Consider the following 22,311-nt stretch of genomic DNA (forward strand, 5'->3'; position numbering starts at 1 on the left):
CCTCCTTTATTAACATGATAAACTCTAGTATAATACTAATGTCAATGGTATTTTGATTCGGAGGCTCATAAATGAAAGAATATTATAAAATAAGCGAGATATCAAAGTTATATAATATAGGTGTTGATTCTTTAAGATATTATGAACGTTTGGGGATTTTAAAACCACAAAGGAGTAGAAATAATTATCGTATGTATTCTTTAAAAGATATGTATATTTTAAATATAATTAAAGATTTAAGACTATTAAATTTTTCTATGAAGAGGATAAAAGCATATATTGATAATTTGGATATTGACAATACATTAAAAATGTTAAATGAAGAATACAGTGCTATATCATGTGAAATTGAACGATTGAATGATAAGAAAAAATTGATTGAAAGTAGGGTTAAAAAATTAAATGACTTTTATAATTTTTCGTCTGATAAAATTTTAATAAAAGATTTAAAAAGCAGATATTTGGTTACGATTTCCGCCAATATTTCATCTGATGAAGAAATGGATATAGTTGTAAAAAAGCTTCATAGAAAGCATGAGAAAAAATTTTTGGATTTGGGAAATCAAACGATAGGTGCGTTTATATCTTTAAAAGATACTTTGAAAAAAGGAAAAATTTTATATAATTCTGTATTTTTATTGTCATGTTCTGATATTTTTAATTATGATTATAAATTATTATCGGGTAAGTATTTATCCGTAACTTACAAAGGTAGTTATAATCAACTTATGGAGAAAATAAACGATATGTATAATTACGCAAAAATAAATAAAATAGATTTGGATGGGGAACCTTTTGAAATCTATCATATCGATAATAGGTATACTATTGATGAAAATGAATTTGTAACAGAAATTCAATGTAAAATCAAATAATTATTATAATTTGCATTTTATACATTAATGATTATTCATGCAACCGCAAGTTTACATAAAAACTTTAAGTTGCAAATAAAAGTTGGTAGAAAAAATGGTAATGCTCTATTAATATTATTGCAAACAGGAGGTGAAAAAAATGAATTTTGGAACAAATTTACAAAACTTAAGAAAAAAGCATGATTTATCCCAAGAGCAATTAGCAGAAAAATTGGAAGTTTCAAGGCAAGCTGTTTCAAAATGGGAAAATGGTTCTTCTTATCCTGAAATGGATAAACTTATAATGTTAAGCGAGTTATTTAATATTGATATTGATATGCTTATTAAAGGAAATCTTGATATTGAAAATAATGAAGAAGGCAGAGAGTTATATGAGAAAATGTATAATAAGTTTACTAAGATGATTACTCTTGGAGTAGTTCTTATTCTTCTTGGTGTTACCTTTGTTGCTTCTTTTGAAGAGACTTATGCTAACAATATTAAAGCTTTTCCTGTTATAGTTTTATTAACTCTTATTGCAATATCAGTTTTTTTATTTGTTTATTATGGAATAAGCTGGGGTAACTTTACTGAAGAGCATCCTTATTTTGAAGATTTCTATACAAAAGATGAGAAAAGAAGATTTAATAAACTTTTTGCAGGCATGATATCCTTTGGTGTATTTTTAATACTTCTTGGAATCATTGTTGTTGTAATTGGAGAAGAGGTCTTACAGTTAGGTGAGGATTATCCTCCTATAATTACAGTATTTTTACTTTTGGTTACAATTGCCGTTGGAATATTTGTTTATTTTGGAATGCAAAAAGCAAAGTACAATATAAGTGAATACAACAAAGAATATAATAAAGAAAATGAAAGTTATGAATTAAGTAAAAAAGAAATTTTTTCAGATAAAATACAAGCTATAATAATGCTTATTGCTACAATAATATTTCTGCTTATTGGTTTTATTTTCGGATTATGGCATCCAGGCTGGGTTGTTTTCCCAATTGGTGGAATATTATGTGGAATAGTTTCAATTATATTTGATGAAAAATAAAAAACGAGGTTTGACCTCGTTTTTTATTTTAAAAATCCAGAAATGATTTTTTCTTCAGCTTCTTCTTTTGTAAGTCCAAGACTTTGAAGTTTTAAAATTTGGTCTCCGGCGATTTTTCCAATAGCTGCTTCGTGTATAAGTTCTGCATCTAAGTTAGAAGCTACAAGGGCTGGAGCTGCGGCAACTTTTCCGTTTCCAACAAGTATTGCATCACATTCAGAATGTCCGTTGCATTTTGCTTCTCCGTTCATTTTAGAAGTAAATTCTTGATAAGAATTTCCCTTTGCAACAGAACGTGATACTAAATCTGCAGATGAGTTTTCGCCTTTTAATGTTACATCAAAATCAGTTTTGGCAATTTCATCTCCGTCTGTCATTATTCTTTCTCTTACAAGAAGTTTTGCGCCTTCTTCAACTACGCCACTTGTTTTTCTTATTGAGCTGTCTACGCCTTCAAGTTGTATTGTGTCCATTTCAAGTACTGAATTTTTCTTAAGGTAAACATCTGTAACAGGATCAATTCTCTTTGTTCCTTTTCCTTTACCTGTTGCAATGTGTTTTTCTTCATATACTACATGAGCATTTTCTTCAAGGAAAAATCTATGTATTCCGTTGTGTCTTGCATCATGTCCATCATCTGTATGAACTCCGCATCCCGCAATGATTTTTACATCTGCATTTTCACCCACAAAAAAGTCGTTATATACAAGGTCATCTACGTTCCCGTGAGTTACACAAGCTGGAATGTATACATTTTCGCCCTTTGTATTTGGTTTTATATGAATTTCAAGTCCTGGAGCATCTTTTTTAGATTCTATTTTAATATTTTCACTTGATTGTCTACCTGCACACTTACCGTCTTCTCTTATATTAAAAGCACCTTCAAATTTTCCACTGAATCCTGAAACTACTTTTAAAAGTTGTTCTGTTGTTTTATTCATTTACTGCTGCCTCCTTTTCTTTAGGGCACATATTTGCTCTTTCTTCTTTGAATAATGTTGGTAAAATCTCTTTTTTATTTCCTTTAGCTCTTACTTTTCCGTCTGATATTACTACTATTTCGTCTGCTATTGAAAGTATTCTTTCTTGATGAGAAATAATAAGAAGAGTTCCTTTTGTATGTTTTCTTAAAATTTCAAAGGTTTCAACAAGTTTTGCAAAACTCCAAAGGTCTATTCCTGCTTCAGGTTCGTCAAAAATATATAGTTTTGCATCTCTTGCAAGAACTCCTGCAATTTCTATTCTTTTGCTTTCTCCTCCTGATAAAGAATCGTTTAATTCTCTATCAATATATTCTTCTGCACATAAACCGACTTTGCTTAGTAATGCACAGGCTTCTCCTTCATTAAGGTCTTTCCCCGCAGATAATTTAAGAATATCTCTTACGGTTAATCCTTTAAATTTTACAGGTTGTTGGAAAGCATAGGCTATTCCTTTTTTTGCTCTTGTTGTTATGTCTAAATTTGTTATATCTTCATTATCTAAGAATATTTTACCGTCTGTTACATTTTTTATTCCTGCAATTAATTTTGCAAGACTTGTTTTACCGCCTCCGTTTGGGCCTGTAACAACGATAAGTTTACCGTCTTCTATATCAAGATTAATATCTTTTATTATAGATTGACCATCTTCTGTATCCCATTTTATATGTTCAAGTTTTAACATTTTATTGCCTCCGTTTTTATATGAAAAGATATTTTATTTCTATTTCGTTGATAGTATATCATAAGTTTTTATTTAAGGAAAGTATTTCCTACTAATTTACTATTCTTTTTCTTTGTTTACTAAATATATGCCTATGCAAACCAAAATCAGTGATATGATTCCAAGAATATTAAATACGCTTCCTTCTTTTAGAAGTATCGCAGAAAGAATTACTCCGCATACAGGGTTTAAAAATCCATAAACAGCAACTTTCCCAACAGGATTATATTTAAGAAGTGTAGCCCATAATGAATAGGCAACTGCTGAAATAAAAGCCATATAAATTAATAGAATAATACCGTTTATTGTTATATTATTTATTTTTCCGCCTGTAAATATACCGATTAATATCATTATTATACCGCCGATTACAAATTGGTAACCGCTTAATATAACCGGTTTTTCATGTTTTGAATATTCTTTTATCATGATTGATGAGAATGCATAAAATACGGCAGAAAGAAAAATTAAACCTTCTCCACTTAATTTCATGTTAAAGTCAAAACTGCTTCCGTTTAAGTTTATAATTACAACTCCAATAAAGCCTATTAAACACCCAAATATTTTTGATGGGGTAAGTTTTTCATGTTTTAAAATAAGTGCGGGGATAAGGATTGCAAGAAATACATTTGATGCTTCTATTATTGATGCTTTTGTTCCCGTTGTGTTTGCAAGTCCAACATAAAAACATACATATTGCAGTACGGTTTGTACCATTGATAATTTTAAAATAGAAGGGTAGGCTTCTTTTTTAGGTATAAGAACTTTTTTAGAAAGAATGCTTCCGATAACTATTGCAAGTATGCCTGCCATTGTGAATCTAAGTCCTGCAAAAAGCATTTGACTTGCAGTATCATTTCCTGCTATGTTGAATAATTCATATCCAATTTTTATTGCAGGAAATGCACTCCCCCAAAGGATGCAGCAGATTGATGCCAAAAGGCAAATTATTATAGGTTTAGTTAATACTGTTTGGTCGTTTTTTTTCATTATATGTCCTTTCAAGTAAAAAAGCCCTTTGGGGCTTTATTTTTTCATAAGAAAATTATATAATTCTCTTTTGTTTAAATTATTTTCTTTTGCAAGATTTTTTATTATGTCTTTTGGATTTTCTCCGCTTTCAACTCTTTTTTGAAAAATTTCTTTTGTTTCTTCCATAGAAAGATTTTTCTTTTCTTCTTTGTTGCCTTCAACGACAACAACAAATTCTCCTTTGATATTTTCTTCATTTTCAAAAATATCAATAAGATTTATAACTTCGTCTCTGTAAGTTGTTTCATGAATTTTTGTTATTTCTTTTGAAATGGCAACCTTTCTGTTTCCTAAAACATTATTTATTGCTTTTAACAAATCTTTTAATTCATAAGGGGAAGAATAGAAGATAAGCGTTTTATCCAAATCCTTTAACGTTTTTAGTTTTTCCTCTTTTTTATTATATTTCTTTTGAAGAAATCCTATAAACAAAAACTCTTCACTGTTAAATCCCGATAATATCAAAGCTGGTAAGAGTGCATTTGCTCCCGGAACAACCGTAAATTTTATATTATTTTCTATAAGCTCTTTTACGAGTATGCTTCCTGGGTCTGATATAAGGGGAGTTCCTGCGTCAGAAATAAGCGCAATTTTCTTTTCTTCATTAATCAAGGAAAGAATATAATCTATTCTTTCCTTTTCATTAAATTTATGGTAACTTATTAACTTATTTTTTATTTCAAAATGGTTAAGAAGTTTTATGGAATGCCTTGTATCTTCACAAAGAATTACATCCACTTCTTTTAAAACTTTAACCGCTCTGAAAGTCATATCTTCTAAGTTTCCTATTGGGGTGGAAACTATGTATACTTTATCATTCATAATTAAAAATATTGTCTTCTTACTATTGTATCTTCTCTATCAGGACCAACAGAAACTATTCCGATAGGTATTTCGCAAAGTTCTTCAACTCTGTTTACATATTTTTTAGCATTTTCAGGAAGATCTTCAAATTTTCTTACTTTTGAAATATCTTCATTCCAGCCTTCAAATTCTTCATAAACAGGTTCACATTCTGAAAGAACGCTAAGTTCTGCCGGGAAGTCAGTTATAATTTCATCTTTGTATTTATATCCTACACAAAGTTTGATTTTATCCATTCCTGTTAATGTATCAAGTTTTGTGAATACTATGCTTGTAAGAGAATTAATTCTTACTGCATATTTTAGAATTACAGCATCAAGCCATCCGCATCTTCTTGGTCTGCCTGTTGTTGTTCCGTATTCATATCCTTTTTCTCTTAAGAAATCTCCGTCTTCATCGAATAACTCTGTAGGGAAAGGTCCTTTTCCTACTCTTGTTGTGTATGCTTTTGCTATACCGCATACATCATCAATAAAAGCAGGTCCAATACCTGAACCGATACAAGCTCCTGCAGCTGTAGGATGTGAAGATGTAACATAAGGATATGTACCAAAGTCTATATCAAGAAGTGTTGCTTGAGCACCTTCAAATAATACTTTTTTACCTTTTTTAATGTAATCATATATAATAACTGTTGCATCATCAACATATTTTCTTATGATATCTGCACATTTATTGTATTCTTCAAAAATATCTTCAAATTTTAAAGCTTCTCCGCCGTATACTTCTACGATTTCTTTATTTACGCTTTCAAGATTAATTTTTAATTTTTCTTCAAATAGTTTTGTATCTATTAAATCACAAATTCTTATACCGCTTCTTTTGATTTTATCTGTATAAGCAGGTCCGATACCTCTTTTTGTAGTACCGATATCATTTTTGCCAAGGGATTTTTCGATAAGTTCATCAAGTACTCTGTGATAAGGCATAATTACTTGCGCTCTTTTATCAATAATTAATTTGTCAAATTTAACACCTTGTTCTTTTAATGTGTTCATTTCTTGTACTAACCATGTAGGGTCTACTACCATTCCTGCGCCGATAATTGATGGTTTGTCTTGAATAACACCTGAAGGAATAACGTGTAATTTATATGTAATTCCGTTTGCTATAACCGTATGACCGGCATTGTTTCCTCCTGAACTTCTTACTACGATATCGCATCTATCTGTAAAATAATCTGTTATTTTTCCTTTTCCTTCGTCGCCCCATTGAGAACCGACTACTACTAAATTTCCCATCATTAATACCTCCTAGTACTTTTTCACGACACTTAATTGTACCTTATTTATATTGTTTTATCAATAGCAAAATCCTTAATTTATCGACTTTTTACATAACTTTCATGAATTTTCAGAATTATTTTATAAGTTGATTTTAAATATTTTTTTATTCTTATGTTATAATCGAGTTATAAGTAAAAAAGAGGTGTGATATGAAAATTACAGTACTAAACGAAAACATGGTTTACAGAAAAAACATAATCGCCGAACATGGACTTTCTGTACTTATAGAGCATGATAATAAAAAAATATTAATGGATGTTGGACAGAGTGATGTATTTTTAAAAAATGCACAGGCTTTAAATATAGATTTGAATGATTTGGACGCAGTTATTATATCTCATGGACATTATGATCATGGAGGAGGAATAAAATATCTTAAAAATTTAAGTAATATTCCTAGTATTTATATAACAAAGAATGCTCTTATTCCTAAATACAGCATAAATAAAAAGACAAATAAATATTATTTTAACGGGATAAATGAAAGTGATTTGAATTTATTTAAGAATAAATTATATTTTACAGATGAAAAGGAAGAAATCTTTAATAATTTTTATTTAATAAGTAACATACCTTATGTTAACAGTTTTGAAAATAAACCAAGTAAATTTTATTTAAAAAAGAATAACAAAATGATAATGGATGAAATGAAAGACGAGCAGGTTTTTGTGATAAGAACAAAAAACGGGCTTTGTGTTTTTATGGGGTGTGCTCATATGGGGGTAGTGAATGCAATAGAATATATAAAGAAATTGTTTAAGGGAGAAAAAATATATTCTTTATTTGCCGGTATGCATCTTATAAATGCTGATAGTGTAAGAGTAAATAAAACAATAGAATATCTAAAAAATAATAATATACAATATATTATGCCTTGTCACTGCAGCGGATATAGAGTTGTTTCCAAAATAGCCGATGAATGCGAAAAGAATTTCATTGAAGTGCAGTGTGGCAAAACAATACAGCTATAAAATTTATAGCTGTTTTTTTGTATCTTTTATAAACTTTATAATTTCTTTTATATTTTCTTCTTTTACATAATCTATGCCATTTTTCGTAATATCAATATTTTCTTCTTTTTCTGGCTTTAACAATTTTGGTGCAATTTTAATAATTGTTTTATGAATAAAATTAAGTTTTGTTAAATCTATTCCACCTTGAAGATAGAAAAAAGGGATATCAATATTATTGTTTTTAATTAAATTATTTATGTTATCTTTATCATCTTTTGAATATATTCCAACGCCTGCCAAACCCTTAATATTAAAATTTTTCCTTGCTTTTTTAAATCCGCAAATTTGACTTGCACATATCCATCCTATAAAAAAAATTTCAGCATTTTTATTTAAAATATTTAAAGCTTCATCAATATCATAACACTTTAAGCCTGTTTCTTCTTTTATCATTTGAGCATATCGTAGAGAATGTCCGGAATTACTTTTATATACTATTGTTTCTACCATTTTATTTCTCCTTAAAGTTATATAACTATTTTACACTATTTTTTTATTAACTTCAATTTTATTTATAAAAAGTTAAAGTTCATTCCTCTCTTTTCTCAAAAACGACACTATAAATAAGTATATTAATACTAAATTAAAGTTAAAGGACAAGTTATATGAATTTAAATGAAATACCAAAGGAAGTAACTGATATATTGCCAGAAAAAATGCTTCAAGTAATTGAGAAGGTTGAAACAAAAAATCAAGTTGAAGAAATAAGAATCAGGCTTGATAAAAATATACATATAGTATGTTCAAATGAGGATTTTTTAATTTTATATAAAGTTACAAAAAGCGATATAGAAGGAATATTAAATCTTGCAACGGATTATTCCTTTTACGCAAATGAAGAAAGTTTATTAAAAGGGTTTATTACATTAAAAGGCGGACACAGAATAGGTTTTAGCGGAAGTGTAATAAAAGAAAATGACAAAATAATTTCTATAAGAAATATTAATTCCTTGAATATTAGGATTGCAAGAGAGATTGTTGGAGTAAGTAACCTTGTAATGCCATATATATTAAATAAAGACAAAATACTAAATACTCTTATTGTTTCTCCTCCAAAAGTAGGAAAAACAACATTGCTTCGTGATATTTCCAGGGAAATATCCACGAATAAAAAAGGATATATAGGTAAAAGGGTATGTATTGTCGATGAAAGAAAAGAGATTGCAGCACTACATAACGGTATAAGCCGCTTAAATGTAGGACAGAAGAGTGATATTTTGGAAGGAATTGATAAGGCGTATGGAATGAATATGCTTATAAGAGCAATGTCACCACAAGTGATAATAACCGATGAAGTAGGGAAGATTGAGGATATTTCCTCTTTGGAAAATTGTGTTTTAAGCGGAGTTAATGTGATTTCTTCTGCTCATGGGGAAAGTATGCAAGATATATTAAATAAAAAAGAGTTTGTCCCCATTATTAAAAAAGGTATTTTTGATAGATATATTTTTCTTGAAAATAAAAATGGAATAAGAAAATTAAAAGAAATATATAACAGAAGTTTAGAGAGGTTAATATGATTGTTTTTAAAATTACAGGAATGTTTTTTTTGTTTCTATCCAGTGTGTTTTGTTCAAAACAGATTACATCAAAAATAAAAAAGAGAGTTTATGAACTTGAAGAAATAGATAATATTTTAAATGATTTTATTGTAAGTATAAATGTTGGACTTTACGATGTTAGTTTTTTACTTTCAGAAGCTATAAAAAGAACAAAGACAAAATACCATGATTTTTTATGTGAAGTAAAAGATAATCTTGATAAAAAATCTTCAAATTATTTTTCAAAGATTTGGTTTGATTGTTTGAAGCATTATCACTTTGATATTACATTGGAAGAAAAGATACTTCTTGAAAATATCGGTGCAAGTCTTTCCTTTAATGATAAAAACAGAATGATAAAGCAGCTTACTTTACTTCAGACTTCTATTGAAAATCAAATACAAAAAGCGAGAAAAGATAAAGATACAAAAGTTTCGTTATATGAAAAAATGGGAGTTTTGGTAGGAGGTTTTTTAGTGATTATTTTTATATAAGGAGAGAGTAAATGCAGATAGATATTATTTTTAAAATAGCAGGTGTAGGTTTTATTGTTGCTGTTTTAAGCATAATTTTGAAAAAAAGCGATAGGGATGATATGGCAACAATGGTCGCTTTAGCGGGAATAATCGTTGTTTTAATGCTTATTGTAAATATGGTAAATGAGTTCTTCTCTACGGTAAAAACTATGTTTGGATTATATTAATATGGATATTGTAAAAATTGCTATTGTTGGAATTCTTGGCAGTATCATAAGTTTGTTTTTTATAAAAGATTTTAAAGAATATGCTTTGTTTGTTTCTGTTATTGCAGGAATAATTATATTAGGTTTTGCCGTTAAATATTTATATGGTGTTATAGATGTAATAAATACTTATTCCGTTAAAGCAAATTTGGACATGCTTAACATAAAAGCAATATTTAAAATAATAGGTATATCGTATATAGGGCAGTTTGCGTCGGAACTGTGTATTGACAGCGGTAATAAAATGCTTGGAACAAAGGTAAGCTTTTTTACAAAAATACTTATATTGTATTTTTCTCTTCCGCTATTAATAAGTTTGTTTTCTTATATCGAGGAAGTATTATGAAAAAAATATGTTTTTTGTTTATATGTTTTTTTATTATTGTCTGCCCTGTAATAGTTATTGCTGGGGAAGAGGGAAATAGTGAAGATTACAGCTCTTTAATAGATGGAATATATGAGCAAGGACAAATTTATAAACTTGATATGTATACTAACGATAATAGCTTCTATGAACTTTTTAATTTTAATAATATCCAAACTTTCATAAAAGATGTTTTAAGCGGAAATTATTCTTTTGATTATGACAGGTTTATAAATACCATAAAAGATATGTTTTTTTATACCTTTAAAGAAAGCTCTTCTATACTTTTAACTTTTATTGCACTTTCTATATGTTTAAGTCTTATTAACTTATTAAATTCTTCATTCATGAACAAAGAGATAAGCGATGTTGCATTCTTTGGAGTGTATCTGGTTCTTATTATGGTTGTTGTTAAATGCTTTTTCGATATTGTAAGTACAGCTTATTCTCTTGTTAAAGCAATAACAGGTTTTATGAATGTGCTTCTTCCAATAATAATAGTTTTACTTAATTTGAGCGGGAATGTTTTTTCCGGAAATATAATAAGCGTAAGTTTAGTATTTATAATAAATTTCTTTGCATCATCTATGACATATTTTATTATTCCAGCTTTAAGCTTTGGTTTTATATTAAGCATAATAGATAACATTTTAATAGATATAAATATTTCTTATTTGGTATCTTTTATAAAACAGATGGTGTTGTTTTTAATGGGGATATTTTCATGTTTGTTTTTAGGTATTTTAGGTCTTCAAGGAAGTTTGTTTTCATCTATTGACAGTCTTTCATTAAAGACAGCAAAATTTGCGGTAAGTAATCTCGTCCCTGTTCTTGGTTCTTTAATTTCTGATAGTACGGACACGGTGATTGGGTTTATAAAGGTTATAAAAAGTTCTGTAGGAATTGTAGGTATACTTATTTTTATATCTTTGCTTATTATTCCGCTTATTCATATGCTTTGTTTGGTTGTAACTTTTAAAATATCCGCTTTTTTATCCCAGCCTATAACGGATGCAAGAATAAGTAAGGCTCTTAATGATACAGCCGGATTTTTAAGTTTGATTTTTGCTTGTTTTATGGTTGTTTCTATATTATTTATTATGCTTATTGGCATCATCTCAATGATAGGAGGGTAGGATGAATGAGTATTTAAAAAGTTTTATATATTTAATGCTTGTTATAAGTATTTTAAGGATGTTATCACCAGCTAAAGAATATGATAAATACATAAAATTTTTTGTTTCATTACTATTTGTGGTATCAATTTTATCGCCTATTATATCTGTGGTAAAAAAGGGGGAGTTCTCTTCTTTTTTAAATAAAAATTATGTAACTATGGATGAGTTGGAAACGAGTATCAATAATGGAAATATTGACATTAACACCCTTGTGAAAGATGAATATAAAAAGAAACTTGAAAATAACATTAAAAGTACACTAAAAAAACAATATTATGTTAATGCTGATGTTTTGGTAGTAATAAATGAAGATGAAAATTCTGCGTATTATGGGGATATAAAAAACGTAACAGTTACTTTAAACGAGGAAGATATAAAGAAAAAAGACAAAATAAAAAGTTACATAAATAAAACATATATGATTGATATAAAGAATATAAATATAAAGACAGGAAGTGTATCAAATGGATAATAAGAAGATTTGTGATATGTTTAACAAATTTTTTAAAGATAGTGATAGTAGTAAATCATTGCTTGTTTTACTTTTAATAATAGGGTTATGTTTGATATTTTTTTCTTCTTTCTTTTCATCTTCGTCTAAGGAAGATATTAAAAAAAACAGTGAAGACATATCGGCAAATGAATATAAAGAAAGTTTAGAGAAAAGTATCGAAGATACCTTAAAAGATGTTAGCGGGGTAGGTGATGTAAGCGTAACAATTACACTTGACGGCGAGGTGGAAAAGAATATCGCTTATAATGAGAACAATTCTTCTTCTTCCTCATCAAATGATAATACAAATTCATCTGATAATAATACTTCTTCAAAAGATGCGGTAATGGTGAGGGAAGGTTCAAGTGAGACACCTTTTACAACAAAAGATACATATCCTGATGTTGTAGGAGTTGTTGTGGTAGCGCAAGGGGCAAATGATAAAACCGTAGAGTATTACATTACAAAAAGTGTAGAAGCTTTATTGGATTTGCCTAGTTATAAAGTGGTAGTTTTACCAAGTAATAATAAATAAGGAGAATGATCATATGAAAAATGTAAAGAAAAAAAATGCAGTATTATTGGGGCTTGTTGCTTGTCTTCTTGCCATAAGTATTGCAAATTATACGGTGTTTTATAATGATGATACCAGCGTATCAAATGTAGAAGATGGACCAAGCAATGCAACGTTGGTTTCAAATGTTACAGAAGAAGACATATTAAGCGGAAATGCAGAGCTTTCTTCTGAGTTTTTCAGCGAATATAGATTAAACAGAGATAAAGTTAGAAGTCAAAATTTAGAAGCTCTTCAAAATATTACAAAGGATACATCACTTGATAAGGATATAATAAAAGAAGCTGTGGAAGAAAGCGTTAGTATCTCAAAATTATCTGAAACAGAACTTGTTGTAGAAAACCTTATAAAATCAAAGGGTTTTGATGATGCAATTGTAATAATACATGAAGGGTATGCAAATGTTATTGTAGATGCAGCTACATTAACACCTTCAGATGCAGCACAGATACAAAATATTGTAAATAAAGAATGTAATATTGCCATTTCCAAAATAACAATTGCTACAAGCAATAATGGTGAAAAGGGAAATTCTCAAGATAATAATCAGAATGAAGAAAATACTAAAAACACTGAAAATGAACAAGAAAATCTACAAAATTAAATTTTTTGACAAAATATGACAAAATACGATTATATATTACTTTATCATATTTTAAAATAATGTAAAAATTTGGTAGTATACTATATAATAAAATATGATTAAGTAATATGGGAGGATGAAGAAATTGAGACCATTAAAAGCAAAAGTTAGTATTACCCTGGATGAAGAGTTGATAAAAGATGTAAAAAAGTTAGCAGAACAAGATGATAGATCATTCTCTCAATATATTAATGTTGTATTAAACAAACATCTTATGGAAATAAAGAAAAATGATAATAAAGAAGTTAAATAAAAAAGAATAGTAAAACTATTCTTTTTTTATTTATCAATTAATTTATAAAAATATTCAGGAAGCTCACTGTTAAATTCCATGTATTTTTCTGTTGAAGGATGAATAAATCCGAGTTTGTATGCATGTAATAGCTGTCCTGTAAACATTTTGTCTATTTTTTTATTATATCCATATACTTTATCTCCAACAACAGGATGAGATATATATTTTAAATGTACTCTTATTTGGTGTGTTCTTCCTGTTTCAAGATGTACATCTAAAAAAGTATAGTCTTCATATCTTTTTAATACATCAAAATGTGTTACTGCTCTTTTTGAGTTCGTCTGAGTTACGCACATTTCTTTTCTTTTTATTTTATCTCTTCCAATAGGAGCATCTATTGTTCCTTGATTTTCGTTAATCACTCCGTGGCATATGGTTTTATATCTTCTGTTTATTGAATGTTCTTTAAATTGTGCAGCCAAATGGTTATGTGCATGGTTATTTTTTGCTATTATTAAAAGACCAGAAGTGTCTTTATCTATTCTATGAACTATTCCGGGTCTAATAACTCCGTTAATTGTAGATAAGTCTTTTATATGATACATTAATGCATTAACAAGTGTACCGGTATAATTCCCATTGGCCGGATGAACTACCATTCCTTGTGGTTTATCCACAATAACGACATCGTTGTCTTCATAAACGATGTTTATTGGAATATTTTCTGCTTCTACGTTAAGAGTTTCTATTTCTGGCAGTATAACAGAAATACTATCATTTTCTTCTATTTTTTTTGAAGGTTTTATAATCTCTTCATTAATAAAGACTTTTCCGTCTTTAAAGAGTTTTTTTATTTTTTCTCTGGAAAAGTCTTCTAATTGTTCTGCTAAAAATTTGTCACATCTTTTATTTATATCTTCTTTTGAAATAATAAAATTCTTTTTATCCAAAATTATACCTGCTTAAATAAATTTTTTAACTAAAAGTTTTGTGTTACCTTTTTTTGTTTGACCGTTTTCGCTGTCTATAATTGCTCTGCCTTTTGTTCTTACGGATATCATATCACCTGCTTTGACATTCATTGCAGGTTTAGAAACAGGGGTATGGTTTACTTTTACTTTACCGCCTTTTACAAACATATTTGCTTCATTTCTTGAAAGTTTAAAAATATTTCCTATAACCGCATCAAGTCTCATAGATGGAACTATGATATTTTGTTCTTTGAATTTTGGCTCTACAATGGTTGCTTGTGAAATGTCATATTCTTTAAATGTTACGCTATGTCCGCCGATTTTAGTTAGTTCTTTTGTTAGAAATTCACTTATTGTATCATAAACAAAGATTTGAATATGGTCGTCAAGTATATTAATATCACCAATTTTTGATCTTTCTATGCTTAAAGATAAAATTGAGCCTAAAACGTCTTGGTGTCTTACATCAAGCGCTTCTTGTGATTTTAATACCTTAATAGGGTATTCTAAATTTTCAGGTTCTTTGTTATTAGGGAAAATACTCATGACTTTTCTTTCGGTATATACATGACCTCCAAAAAAAGCGCAATCCATATTTTTATATCTTCCTATTTCTCTTCCTGCTAACATCTGGTTTGTAGGATCCAAGAAATCAGAAAAGACACTTCCATCTTTTTTATCAGATAAAAGTGCCATATCTTCTATTCTGGATATGAAAATATCATATTCGTTCATTGTGTTTTATCCTTCGTATTCCCAAGTATCTTTATGTGATGTTGTGTAAGAATCATTAGGTCTTTCTTGAGTTTCAACTTCAACGCCATATGGTGCTAAAATAAATACGTTTTGAGCAATTCTTTTCATGCTTGCTGCAAGTACATAAACAGCACCGCTTAAAAAATCGAAGATTTTTTTAGCATCATCATTTTCTACTTTATCCATGTTTACAACAACGGTAATGCCGCCTTTTAGTTTATCACAAACTAAAGGAGCATCGTTAAAGTTTCTTGGTTCAATAAGCATTACAGTAGATGCAGCATGAGTTGCTACTGGTGCATTATCATTTCTTGAACTTGATTTTTTACCAAATAAACCACCTCTTTTTGGTTCATCTTCATAATATTCATCTTCATAGTATTCATCTTCGTAATATTCATCTTTGCCAACAATTTTTTCGCCTAATTCGCCTATAAAATCATTAAATCCCATTTTTCTCTCCTTTAAATATACTTGTCCCTACACGGACAATATTACTTCCTTGCTCTATGGCAATTTCATAATCATTTGACATTCCCATAGATATTATAGTTAAATCTATATTATCACATTTGTTATATGTTTTTCTACAATTATCATAAATTTTTCTTAACTTTCTAAAAACATTCACAATAATTTCTTTATTGTCTGTAAAAGGAGCCATACACATTACACCTTTTACTTTTATATTTTTAAATTTCATAGCATTCTCAAATATAAAATCAACTTCATCTTCGTTAAAACCATATTTGTTTTCTTCTTTTGCGATATTAAATTCAATTAATATATTTGTTATAACGTTTTTCTTTTCTGATTGTTTGTTTATTTCTTCCATTAGCCTTATGGAGTCTACTGAATGTATTAAGGCAGTTTTTCCTATTAAATTTTTAACCTTGTTTCTTTGAAGATGACCGATAAAATGCCAGTTTATATCTTCACCTTTAAAAAATTCATATTTTGATTCAAATTCTTTTACTTTGTTTTCTCCAAGATTATTTATTCCAAAATCTAAAACTTCCTTTATTTCATCTGTTGTTCTGAATTTTGTTACAGCAAGGAGTGTAACATTTTCATCAAATTTGCTGTTGTTTTTGCTATTTTCAATGTTTTGTAGAATTTGTGCTAAATTATCTTTAATACTCATTTTAAACCTCCTATGTTGGATTTGATATTATTTCCATATTTTCCTTTAAATCAGGGTTTTCACTTGGTTTAAGGAGTACGGTTCTAAATTCTTCACTGTAAATTTTAACTTCAACCAGTTCTTTTAAATTTCCGTCTGTAACGGCATATACATATGTTTTACCATCTTTTTCTATAATTGCTTTCTTAGGTATTTTATAAACAGTTACTTCATTTGTATGTATATCAAGTTTTGTTTTATCTACATTAATTAGATGGCTAAATTCATCTTTTAAACATATAACCAGAATTTTTTTATCTTCTCCGTAATCAAGGGAATTGATTAAATAACCTTCATCTGTTTTCCCTTCGTTATCTTCAAATTTAATAGTAGGATACGTTATTAAAATATCAACTCTTGTAAGGAGATAATCATAATAATCTCCGTCTGTTTTTAAATCGTGGTTTTTCTTAACAGATGCATTATATTCTTTTGCTTCTTCTTCACCTTCTACATATGTATCTTTATTTACTACTGCGCAAACATATGCACATTGATTGTTTACTATTTTTATTATTGATTTATCTTCACTTGTACTTTCAGGTTTGAAGTTTTTTAAATAATCAATATAGTCACTATCTAAGGCTGCCATTACATTGGTATTTAAAACTTCTTCGTACCCTGTTCTTGAAAAATATATATTTCCGGTAAAAGAAAAGTTTAAGTTAGATATTGTAAGGTCTTTTTCATCAGAACTCATTTTGCTTTTTAGTTCTTCTTTGAGTTTTTTTAATGTTTCGTCATCTGCAAAAATATATTTCATGGATTTTTGCATCATTTCTTTTTGGCTTTTAAGTTTTGTCAGTTCTGTGCTGTATTCATTCATTTTTGTTGTATTGTTTGTTGATTTTGCCTGATTATAATTATTTTCAACATTACTTATTTCTTCTTCGAGTTTATTTAAATCTTTGAAAAAGACATCACGGTTTTCATAAGAATCGTTTTTAAGTCTCCAGTCTATAACGCTTATGGCATCATCTATATATTTGTTTGTTTTTATTTTGTATGTTTTTGAAAGTATAGTATTGGCACCTACTTTTTGTCCTTCTTTTACAGTATATTTTATTGATGTGCTTTCATTTAAATCAACATATTCTGAATTTGTGAAAATATAACTTTCAGCAGTTTCTGTCGTTATATCTTTTTGTGCATTTAAAAGAATAGTATTTTCAGAATGCAATATGGAAAATAAAAAAAAGACCAAAATAGAACCCAAGATAATTATTTCTTTATATCTTTTTTGAAAGAAATTTTTTTTATGTCTTTTCCTTTTAATCGGAATATTTTGTGAAACCATTACCGGATTGTTATTTATGTCTTTATTTTTTCTTTTCATAGTTATATACCTCTTATATACCTTTTAACACAACAAAAATTGTAGAGAAAAATATTTTAAGGTCTAAAAGTAAGGAATAATCATTTAAGTATTCAAGGTCTATTTTTACAACTTCATGAATATTTAATTTTGATCTTCCCTTTAATTGTGCAAGCCCCGTAAGTCCCGGGTATGCAATATTTCTTTGCAGTTCATATTCATTAAGTAAATTTGTTTCTATAGGTATAAAAGGTCTCGGACCTATAAGGCTCATATCTCCTTTTAATACATTAATGAGTTGTGGTATCTCATCAAAACTTGTTTTTCTTAAAAATTTTCCGAATTCAGTAACTCTAGGGTCTTGTTTTATTTGAACAAACCCATTTCTGGATTTCTTTAATAATTTTTTCTCTTCCTTTTCGCTTCCTTCTTTCATTGTTCTGAATTTAATTATGTTAAAGCTTTTTCCGTATCTGCCAATTCTTTCCTGAACAAAGAATATTTTCCCGCCGTCGGAAAGTTTTATTATAATTGCTATTACTACTCCGGGAATAATAAAAGCTATGCAAAGTAAAAGAGAACATATAATATCAACAAGTCTCTTTACAATGATAGTGCTATTATATTTCCTTATTTTTTCTTTACTTATTTCTTTCATAATTTTTCCTTATATAAGTAATAATTTGCTGATTATATATTATATCATTTTATAATAATTTTTACAAATATTTCTTTAAATGGTATAAAAAATTTAAAAAACTAATATAATGAAGAAATTTTATGGTATAATTAAAAATTATAAAACCTATGGAGAAATTTATGAGGAAAAATAAAGTTGTTAAACCCAAAAAAGTCTTAAAAAAACATTCTAAACATAAAGCATATGAATCAAAAAAAACAAGAAGAAAAAAAATATGTATTATATTAATGACATTGCTTATTATATTTTCTTCAAGTGGACTGGGACTTGCAAAGTCTTTAGGATATAACGTACTAAATAGTAATCCTTTTCAAAGTCCAAAATATATAAGGTTAAGTGATAAAACAAAACTTAACAATTCTGCAACATTGGAAGATACAATAAATATACTTATATTCGGTATTGACAAAAACGAAGAAAGAAGTCAGTCTGCGACAATTTTTAGACCTGATACAATAATGCTTGCAAGTATAAATACAAAAGATAAAACCATAAAGCTTATTTCAATTCCTCGTGACAGCAGGGTGGATATATATAATAGAGGTGGAAGAGATAAAGTAAATTCATGTTTTTATTATGCGAGTCTTGGTTTGTCTGAAGCAGATATGAATAATCAAGAAAAATTATTTGATACGGGTGTTACATATTTAAAAAATACTGTAAGCGATATTTTAGGTGGAGTACAAATAGATTACTATCTTGGTATAGATATGGATGCACTTCCTCAGATTGCTGATGTAATGGGGGGGGTAACCATAGATGTTCATCAAGATTTATATGCACACAATGGTTATGATACTTCTCAAATTGTAATAAAAAAAGGAACTCAGGTTTTAAATGGGGAGCAGCTTCTTTACTACAGTCGATACAGAGCATATGTTGACGGAGATATAGGAAGAGTTCAAATACAACAAAAAATAATGAAAGCAATCTTTACGGAATTTAAAAATAAAGGAACTTTTTCTCAAATTCCACAAATTTATAATCTTGTACAAAGTATGGTTGAAACAGATTTGCAATTTGCACAGATTGCATCTTTAGGGTTATCTTTTAAAGATTTCAACATAGATAATTTACAAACCTATACATTACCTGGCAATTTTGGTAATTTGGGCGGAGTTTCGTATTGGATAGTTAATCAATCGGAAAGAGTAACCTTTATTAAAGAGTTATTTAACATAGATGCTGAGCAGTTATCTCAGGATCCAAGGAGTGATTAAAAATATGCAAATTAACATAAATAGTTTAAGTAAAAGTTTTGGAAGCGAACATTTATTTACTATTGATTCCCTTGTTATAAGTGATAAAGATAAGGTGGGCATTGTCGGCAGAAACGGAGCCGGCAAGTCCACCTTGCTTAATGTTTTAATGGGAATTGATGATGATTATACGGGCAATATTTCTAAAATAGATAAAGATAAAATAGGATTTTTAAGACAAAATCTTAATTTGAATTTAGATAATGATATCTATTCTGAAGTTTTATTAGGTGCAGAAAAATACACAAAAAAAGAAGAAGAAATAGAAGAGCTATCTATGATGCTTGAGTTTGAATCGGATAAACAAAAGCTTATAGAATTAAATGAGAAATATCACGAACTTGTAAGTGAGTTTGAAGATATGGACGGATATAAGTATAAAAGTTTATTGGTTGGGATTATAAAAGGGCTTGGTTATAAAGAAGAAGATTTTTCAAAAAAAATCTTCACTTTATCCGGAGGGCAGAAAATGAGAGTAGCCCTTGCAAAGTTATTGGTTTCTTCTCCTGAAGTTTTAATACTTGACGAACCTACCAACTATTTGGATACGGACAGTATTTCATGGCTGGAAAATTTCTTGTATTCTTTGAAATCAACTGTTATTGTCGTAAGTCATGATAGATATTTCTTGGATAAATTCACAAATAAAATAATAGAAATAGAAAATAAGAAATGCTATGTATACAGCGGAAATTATTCTGACTATGTAATAAAGAAAAAACAAAGAGTTGATATTGAAAAAAATGCTTACAACAAGCAACAAGCAGAAATAAAAAGACAAGAAGAAGTAATAAAGACTCTAAAGCAATTTAACAGAGAAAAGAGCATTAAAAGAGCAAGAAGCAGAGAAAAAATGCTTGAAAAAATGGAAAGAGTTGATAGTCCTTATTATGCTAAGAATTCTTATATAAAATTTGGATATATTCCAATGATAAGTAAAAAAGCAATAACAGTTGAAGGACTTGACTTTGGATATACAAAAGAAAAGAAATTGTTTAATGATTTTAATATTACCATTTCAAGCAGTGACAGGCTTGGTATTTGCGGAAGAAACGCAACCGGAAAATCTACTTTTTTAAAACTTATTACCGGTATTTTGAAAGAAGACAAGGGGCTTATAAAGAAAAATCCTAAATGTCAGATTTTATACTTTGAACAAGAACATAACGACCTTGATGATTCTCTAACTATTTTAGAAGAACTTAGAAAATCTACAAATGCTGATGATGGTGAAATAAGAAATATTTTGGGATGTATGCTTTTTAGCGGTGATGATATAAACAAGAAGATTTCTATGCTTTCTGGTGGGGAAAAGAGTCGTGTTGCCATCGCAAAACTCATGATGAAAGAATCCAATGTGCTTATACTTGATGAACCTACCAATCATTTGGATATTGAAACAAAAGAAGTACTTGAAGAGGCTTTATTAAAATATGACGGAGCAGTCATAAGTGTAAGTCATGATAGATATTATTTAAATAAAATATGCAACAGAATAATGTATTTGACCGGTAGCGATATAAAAGTATATGACGGTAATTATGACTATGCGATGGAAAGAGAGGCTCTTTTAAATACAGAAAAAATACAGGAAACAAAAAAGGAAGTAAAGAGCGAAAAAAAAGAAAAGAAAAATTCATCTTTAAGCAACAACAAGAGAAAAGCATATGAAGAAGAGCTTAAAACTATAGAACAGGATATAGAAAGTTTGGAAGAAGAAAAAACTGAATTTGCAAATAAGATGAATGACCCTGAATATTTCAATGATGTAAACAAGGCACAAAATGTTTCCATAAGATTAAATGAGATAGAATTGTTACTTGAGGAAAAAGAATCAAGATGGCTTGAAATCAGTGAGATTTTAGAAAATGATTAATATTTTGGCTATATATTGTTTAATATATAGCTTTTTTAATAAATAAAAAGAAGGTTTTGTTATGCAAAAGGTAAAATCTTTATCGAAAAAAGAAATAGATGATATCGTTAAAATTTATGTTGAGTCAAATTTAAATGAAGAGGGTACGATTTCCTTATTTAAAGATGAGAATACATTTAAAAGATATTTAAAAGTACTAATAAAAGCAAGTATTAAAAATAATATGTTGTATTCTTTAAGTGAAAATAATGAGGGATTTATTATATTAAACAGTACTTTAAATCCTTTAAGAGTAAGTGCTAAAATATATATGCTTTTAAATATTATTAGAATTTTTGGATTTAAAGGATATTATAATTTTTTGGAATCAATGAAAAGTGATAAAGTTTCTTTAATAGATAAATTTAGGAAGGAAAATAAAGACTTTATAGAAGTGGAAATGGTTCTTATAAAAGCAGAGTTTCAAAATAAAGGATATATGCATAAAATTATGAATGAAATTCTTAAATTTGCAGATGAGTATTCTCTTCCTGTTATATTGTCAACTGACAGCGAGCTTAAGAAAGATAAATACGTGCATATAGGTATGAAATATTTATATAAAAGAAAATTAAAAGGCGGAATATATATTTATGAATTAATAAAAGAAAAAAAAGACACTTAAAAGT

General features: G+C 28.3%; 27 protein-coding genes. 15 read left to right on the forward strand and 12 right to left on the reverse strand.

All coding sequences use genetic code 11. From position 1 onward, the window contains the following. Positions 1 to 71 precede the first annotated feature (71 nt). Both FGQ49_RS00995 and FGQ49_RS01000 read left to right on the forward strand, forming a co-directional pair. On the forward strand, positions 72 to 875 hold the full coding sequence (locus tag FGQ49_RS00995) for a MerR family transcriptional regulator (protein WP_138268058.1): 804 nt from the start codon (positions 72 to 74) through the stop codon (positions 873 to 875). Positions 876 to 1,014: 139 nt separating this feature from the next. Continuing rightward, a complete protein-coding gene (locus FGQ49_RS01000; protein WP_138268059.1) occupies positions 1,015 to 1,914 on the forward strand; it encodes a helix-turn-helix domain-containing protein in 900 nt (299 codons plus the stop codon). Positions 1,915 to 1,937: 23 nt separating this feature from the next. Here FGQ49_RS01000 and FGQ49_RS01005 read toward each other — a convergent pair whose 3' ends face one another. The 5 genes from FGQ49_RS01005 to FGQ49_RS01025 all read right to left on the reverse strand — a co-directional run bounded on the left by FGQ49_RS01005 (position 1,938) and on the right by FGQ49_RS01025 (position 6,755). Continuing rightward, on the reverse strand, positions 1,938 to 2,855 hold the full coding sequence (locus FGQ49_RS01005; RefSeq protein WP_138268060.1) for a SufB/SufD family protein: 918 nt from the start codon (positions 2,853 to 2,855) through the stop codon (positions 1,938 to 1,940). Next, the gene (locus tag FGQ49_RS01010; protein ID WP_138268061.1) at positions 2,848 to 3,579 is read right to left on the reverse strand and encodes an ABC transporter ATP-binding protein; all 732 of its coding nucleotides are present in this window, start codon (positions 3,577 to 3,579) and stop codon (positions 2,848 to 2,850) included. Before FGQ49_RS01010 ends, FGQ49_RS01005 begins: the two co-directional genes overlap by 8 nt. 99 nt (positions 3,580 to 3,678) lie before the next feature. After that, positions 3,679 to 4,608, reverse strand: coding sequence for a DMT family transporter (locus FGQ49_RS01015; RefSeq protein ID WP_138268062.1), 930 nt, complete (start codon positions 4,606 to 4,608; stop codon positions 3,679 to 3,681). A gap of 36 nt (positions 4,609 to 4,644) precedes the next feature. Next, positions 4,645 to 5,472: a 16S rRNA (cytidine(1402)-2'-O)-methyltransferase gene (rsmI, locus tag FGQ49_RS01020; RefSeq protein ID WP_138268063.1), complete on the reverse strand. Its 828-nt coding sequence runs from the start codon at positions 5,470 to 5,472 to the stop codon at positions 4,645 to 4,647. Between the two features lie 2 nt (positions 5,473 to 5,474). Continuing rightward, positions 5,475 to 6,755, reverse strand: a complete 1,281-nt coding sequence (locus tag FGQ49_RS01025; protein ID WP_138268064.1) for an adenylosuccinate synthase — start codon at positions 6,753 to 6,755, stop codon at positions 5,475 to 5,477. 194 nt (positions 6,756 to 6,949) lie between these two features. On the opposite strand from FGQ49_RS01025, the gene FGQ49_RS01030 reads away from it, so the two are divergent. Next, the gene (locus FGQ49_RS01030) at positions 6,950 to 7,771 is read left to right on the forward strand and encodes an MBL fold metallo-hydrolase (RefSeq protein WP_138268065.1); all 822 of its coding nucleotides are present in this window, start codon (positions 6,950 to 6,952) and stop codon (positions 7,769 to 7,771) included. A 3-nt stretch (positions 7,772 to 7,774) separates the two neighbouring features. On the opposite strand, the gene FGQ49_RS01035 is transcribed toward FGQ49_RS01030, so the two are convergent. After that, a complete protein-coding gene (locus FGQ49_RS01035; protein WP_138268066.1) occupies positions 7,775 to 8,263 on the reverse strand; it encodes a hypothetical protein in 489 nt (162 codons plus the stop codon). Between the two features lie 155 nt (positions 8,264 to 8,418). On the opposite strand from FGQ49_RS01035, the gene spoIIIAA reads away from it, so the two are divergent. From spoIIIAA to FGQ49_RS01080, 9 genes are all read left to right on the forward strand, one after another. Then, complete coding sequence (gene spoIIIAA / locus FGQ49_RS01040) at positions 8,419 to 9,333, forward strand: stage III sporulation protein AA (RefSeq protein ID WP_138268067.1); 915 nt, start codon at positions 8,419 to 8,421, stop codon at positions 9,331 to 9,333. Next, complete coding sequence (locus FGQ49_RS01045) at positions 9,330 to 9,848, forward strand: stage III sporulation protein AB (RefSeq protein WP_138268068.1); 519 nt, start codon at positions 9,330 to 9,332, stop codon at positions 9,846 to 9,848. Before spoIIIAA ends, FGQ49_RS01045 begins: the two co-directional genes overlap by 4 nt. Positions 9,849 to 9,859: 11 nt before the next feature. Continuing rightward, complete coding sequence (gene spoIIIAC, locus FGQ49_RS01050; protein ID WP_138268069.1) at positions 9,860 to 10,057, forward strand: stage III sporulation protein AC; 198 nt, start codon at positions 9,860 to 9,862, stop codon at positions 10,055 to 10,057. Position 10,058: 1 nt separating this feature from the next. Further along, positions 10,059 to 10,442, forward strand: coding sequence for a SpoIIIAC/SpoIIIAD family protein (locus tag FGQ49_RS01055; RefSeq protein ID WP_138268070.1), 384 nt, complete (start codon positions 10,059 to 10,061; stop codon positions 10,440 to 10,442). Beyond that, on the forward strand, positions 10,439 to 11,596 hold the full coding sequence (locus FGQ49_RS01060) for a stage III sporulation protein AE (protein ID WP_138268071.1): 1,158 nt from the start codon (positions 10,439 to 10,441) through the stop codon (positions 11,594 to 11,596). Before FGQ49_RS01055 ends, FGQ49_RS01060 begins: the two co-directional genes overlap by 4 nt. Before the next feature lies 1 nt (position 11,597). Continuing rightward, positions 11,598 to 12,110: a stage III sporulation protein AF gene (locus FGQ49_RS01065; RefSeq protein ID WP_138268072.1), complete on the forward strand. Its 513-nt coding sequence runs from the start codon at positions 11,598 to 11,600 to the stop codon at positions 12,108 to 12,110. Beyond that, entirely contained in the window at positions 12,103 to 12,666 is a 564-nt protein-coding gene (locus FGQ49_RS01070; protein ID WP_138268073.1) for a hypothetical protein, read from the forward strand. The genes FGQ49_RS01065 and FGQ49_RS01070 overlap by 8 nt, the downstream gene beginning before the upstream one ends. 13 nt (positions 12,667 to 12,679) lie before the next feature. After that, positions 12,680 to 13,309, forward strand: coding sequence for a SpoIIIAH-like family protein (locus FGQ49_RS01075; protein WP_138268074.1), 630 nt, complete (start codon positions 12,680 to 12,682; stop codon positions 13,307 to 13,309). Positions 13,310 to 13,424: 115 nt separating this feature from the next. Then, positions 13,425 to 13,601 (forward strand): toxin-antitoxin system protein, encoded by a 177-nt coding sequence (locus FGQ49_RS01080; protein ID WP_347559319.1) that lies wholly within the window; start codon positions 13,425 to 13,427, stop codon positions 13,599 to 13,601. A 26-nt stretch (positions 13,602 to 13,627) separates the two neighbouring features. On the opposite strand, the gene FGQ49_RS01085 is transcribed toward FGQ49_RS01080, so the two are convergent. From FGQ49_RS01085 to FGQ49_RS01110, 6 genes are read right to left on the reverse strand one after another with little or no spacing between them, the layout of a single operon-like run. Further along, on the reverse strand, positions 13,628 to 14,539 hold the full coding sequence (locus tag FGQ49_RS01085; RefSeq protein ID WP_371922829.1) for an RluA family pseudouridine synthase: 912 nt from the start codon (positions 14,537 to 14,539) through the stop codon (positions 13,628 to 13,630). A gap of 6 nt (positions 14,540 to 14,545) precedes the next feature. Beyond that, positions 14,546 to 15,289 carry an RNA-binding protein gene (locus tag FGQ49_RS01090; RefSeq protein ID WP_138268077.1) on the reverse strand — a complete coding sequence of 248 codons (744 nt, stop codon included), beginning with the start codon at positions 15,287 to 15,289 and terminating at the stop codon, positions 14,546 to 14,548. Positions 15,290 to 15,295: 6 nt separating this feature from the next. Next, positions 15,296 to 15,763, reverse strand: a complete 468-nt coding sequence (locus FGQ49_RS01095) for a cell division protein SepF (protein ID WP_138268078.1) — start codon at positions 15,761 to 15,763, stop codon at positions 15,296 to 15,298. Then, positions 15,753 to 16,454, reverse strand: coding sequence for a YggS family pyridoxal phosphate-dependent enzyme (locus tag FGQ49_RS01100; RefSeq protein ID WP_138268079.1), 702 nt, complete (start codon positions 16,452 to 16,454; stop codon positions 15,753 to 15,755). The genes FGQ49_RS01095 and FGQ49_RS01100 overlap by 11 nt, the downstream gene beginning before the upstream one ends. 10 nt (positions 16,455 to 16,464) lie before the next feature. After that, positions 16,465 to 17,829 carry an HlyD family efflux transporter periplasmic adaptor subunit gene (locus FGQ49_RS01105; protein ID WP_138268080.1) on the reverse strand — a complete coding sequence of 455 codons (1,365 nt, stop codon included), beginning with the start codon at positions 17,827 to 17,829 and terminating at the stop codon, positions 16,465 to 16,467. A 13-nt stretch (positions 17,830 to 17,842) separates the two neighbouring features. After that, positions 17,843 to 18,466, reverse strand: coding sequence for a sugar transferase (locus FGQ49_RS01110; RefSeq protein ID WP_138268081.1), 624 nt, complete (start codon positions 18,464 to 18,466; stop codon positions 17,843 to 17,845). A gap of 161 nt (positions 18,467 to 18,627) precedes the next feature. On the opposite strand from FGQ49_RS01110, the gene FGQ49_RS01115 reads away from it, so the two are divergent. The 3 genes from FGQ49_RS01115 to FGQ49_RS01125 all read left to right on the forward strand — a co-directional run bounded on the left by FGQ49_RS01115 (position 18,628) and on the right by FGQ49_RS01125 (position 22,307). Further along, entirely contained in the window at positions 18,628 to 19,728 is a 1,101-nt protein-coding gene (locus FGQ49_RS01115) for an LCP family protein (protein ID WP_171020547.1), read from the forward strand. Between the two features lie 4 nt (positions 19,729 to 19,732). Then, positions 19,733 to 21,643 (forward strand): ABC-F family ATP-binding cassette domain-containing protein, encoded by a 1,911-nt coding sequence (locus tag FGQ49_RS01120; RefSeq protein WP_171020548.1) that lies wholly within the window; start codon positions 19,733 to 19,735, stop codon positions 21,641 to 21,643. A gap of 61 nt (positions 21,644 to 21,704) precedes the next feature. Beyond that, positions 21,705 to 22,307, forward strand: coding sequence for a hypothetical protein (locus tag FGQ49_RS01125; protein WP_138268084.1), 603 nt, complete (start codon positions 21,705 to 21,707; stop codon positions 22,305 to 22,307). Positions 22,308 to 22,311 lie beyond the last annotated feature (4 nt).

This window comes from Anaerofustis stercorihominis (assembly GCF_005844425.1).
Taxonomy (GTDB): domain Bacteria; phylum Bacillota; class Clostridia; order Eubacteriales; family Anaerofustaceae; genus Anaerofustis; species Anaerofustis butyriciformans.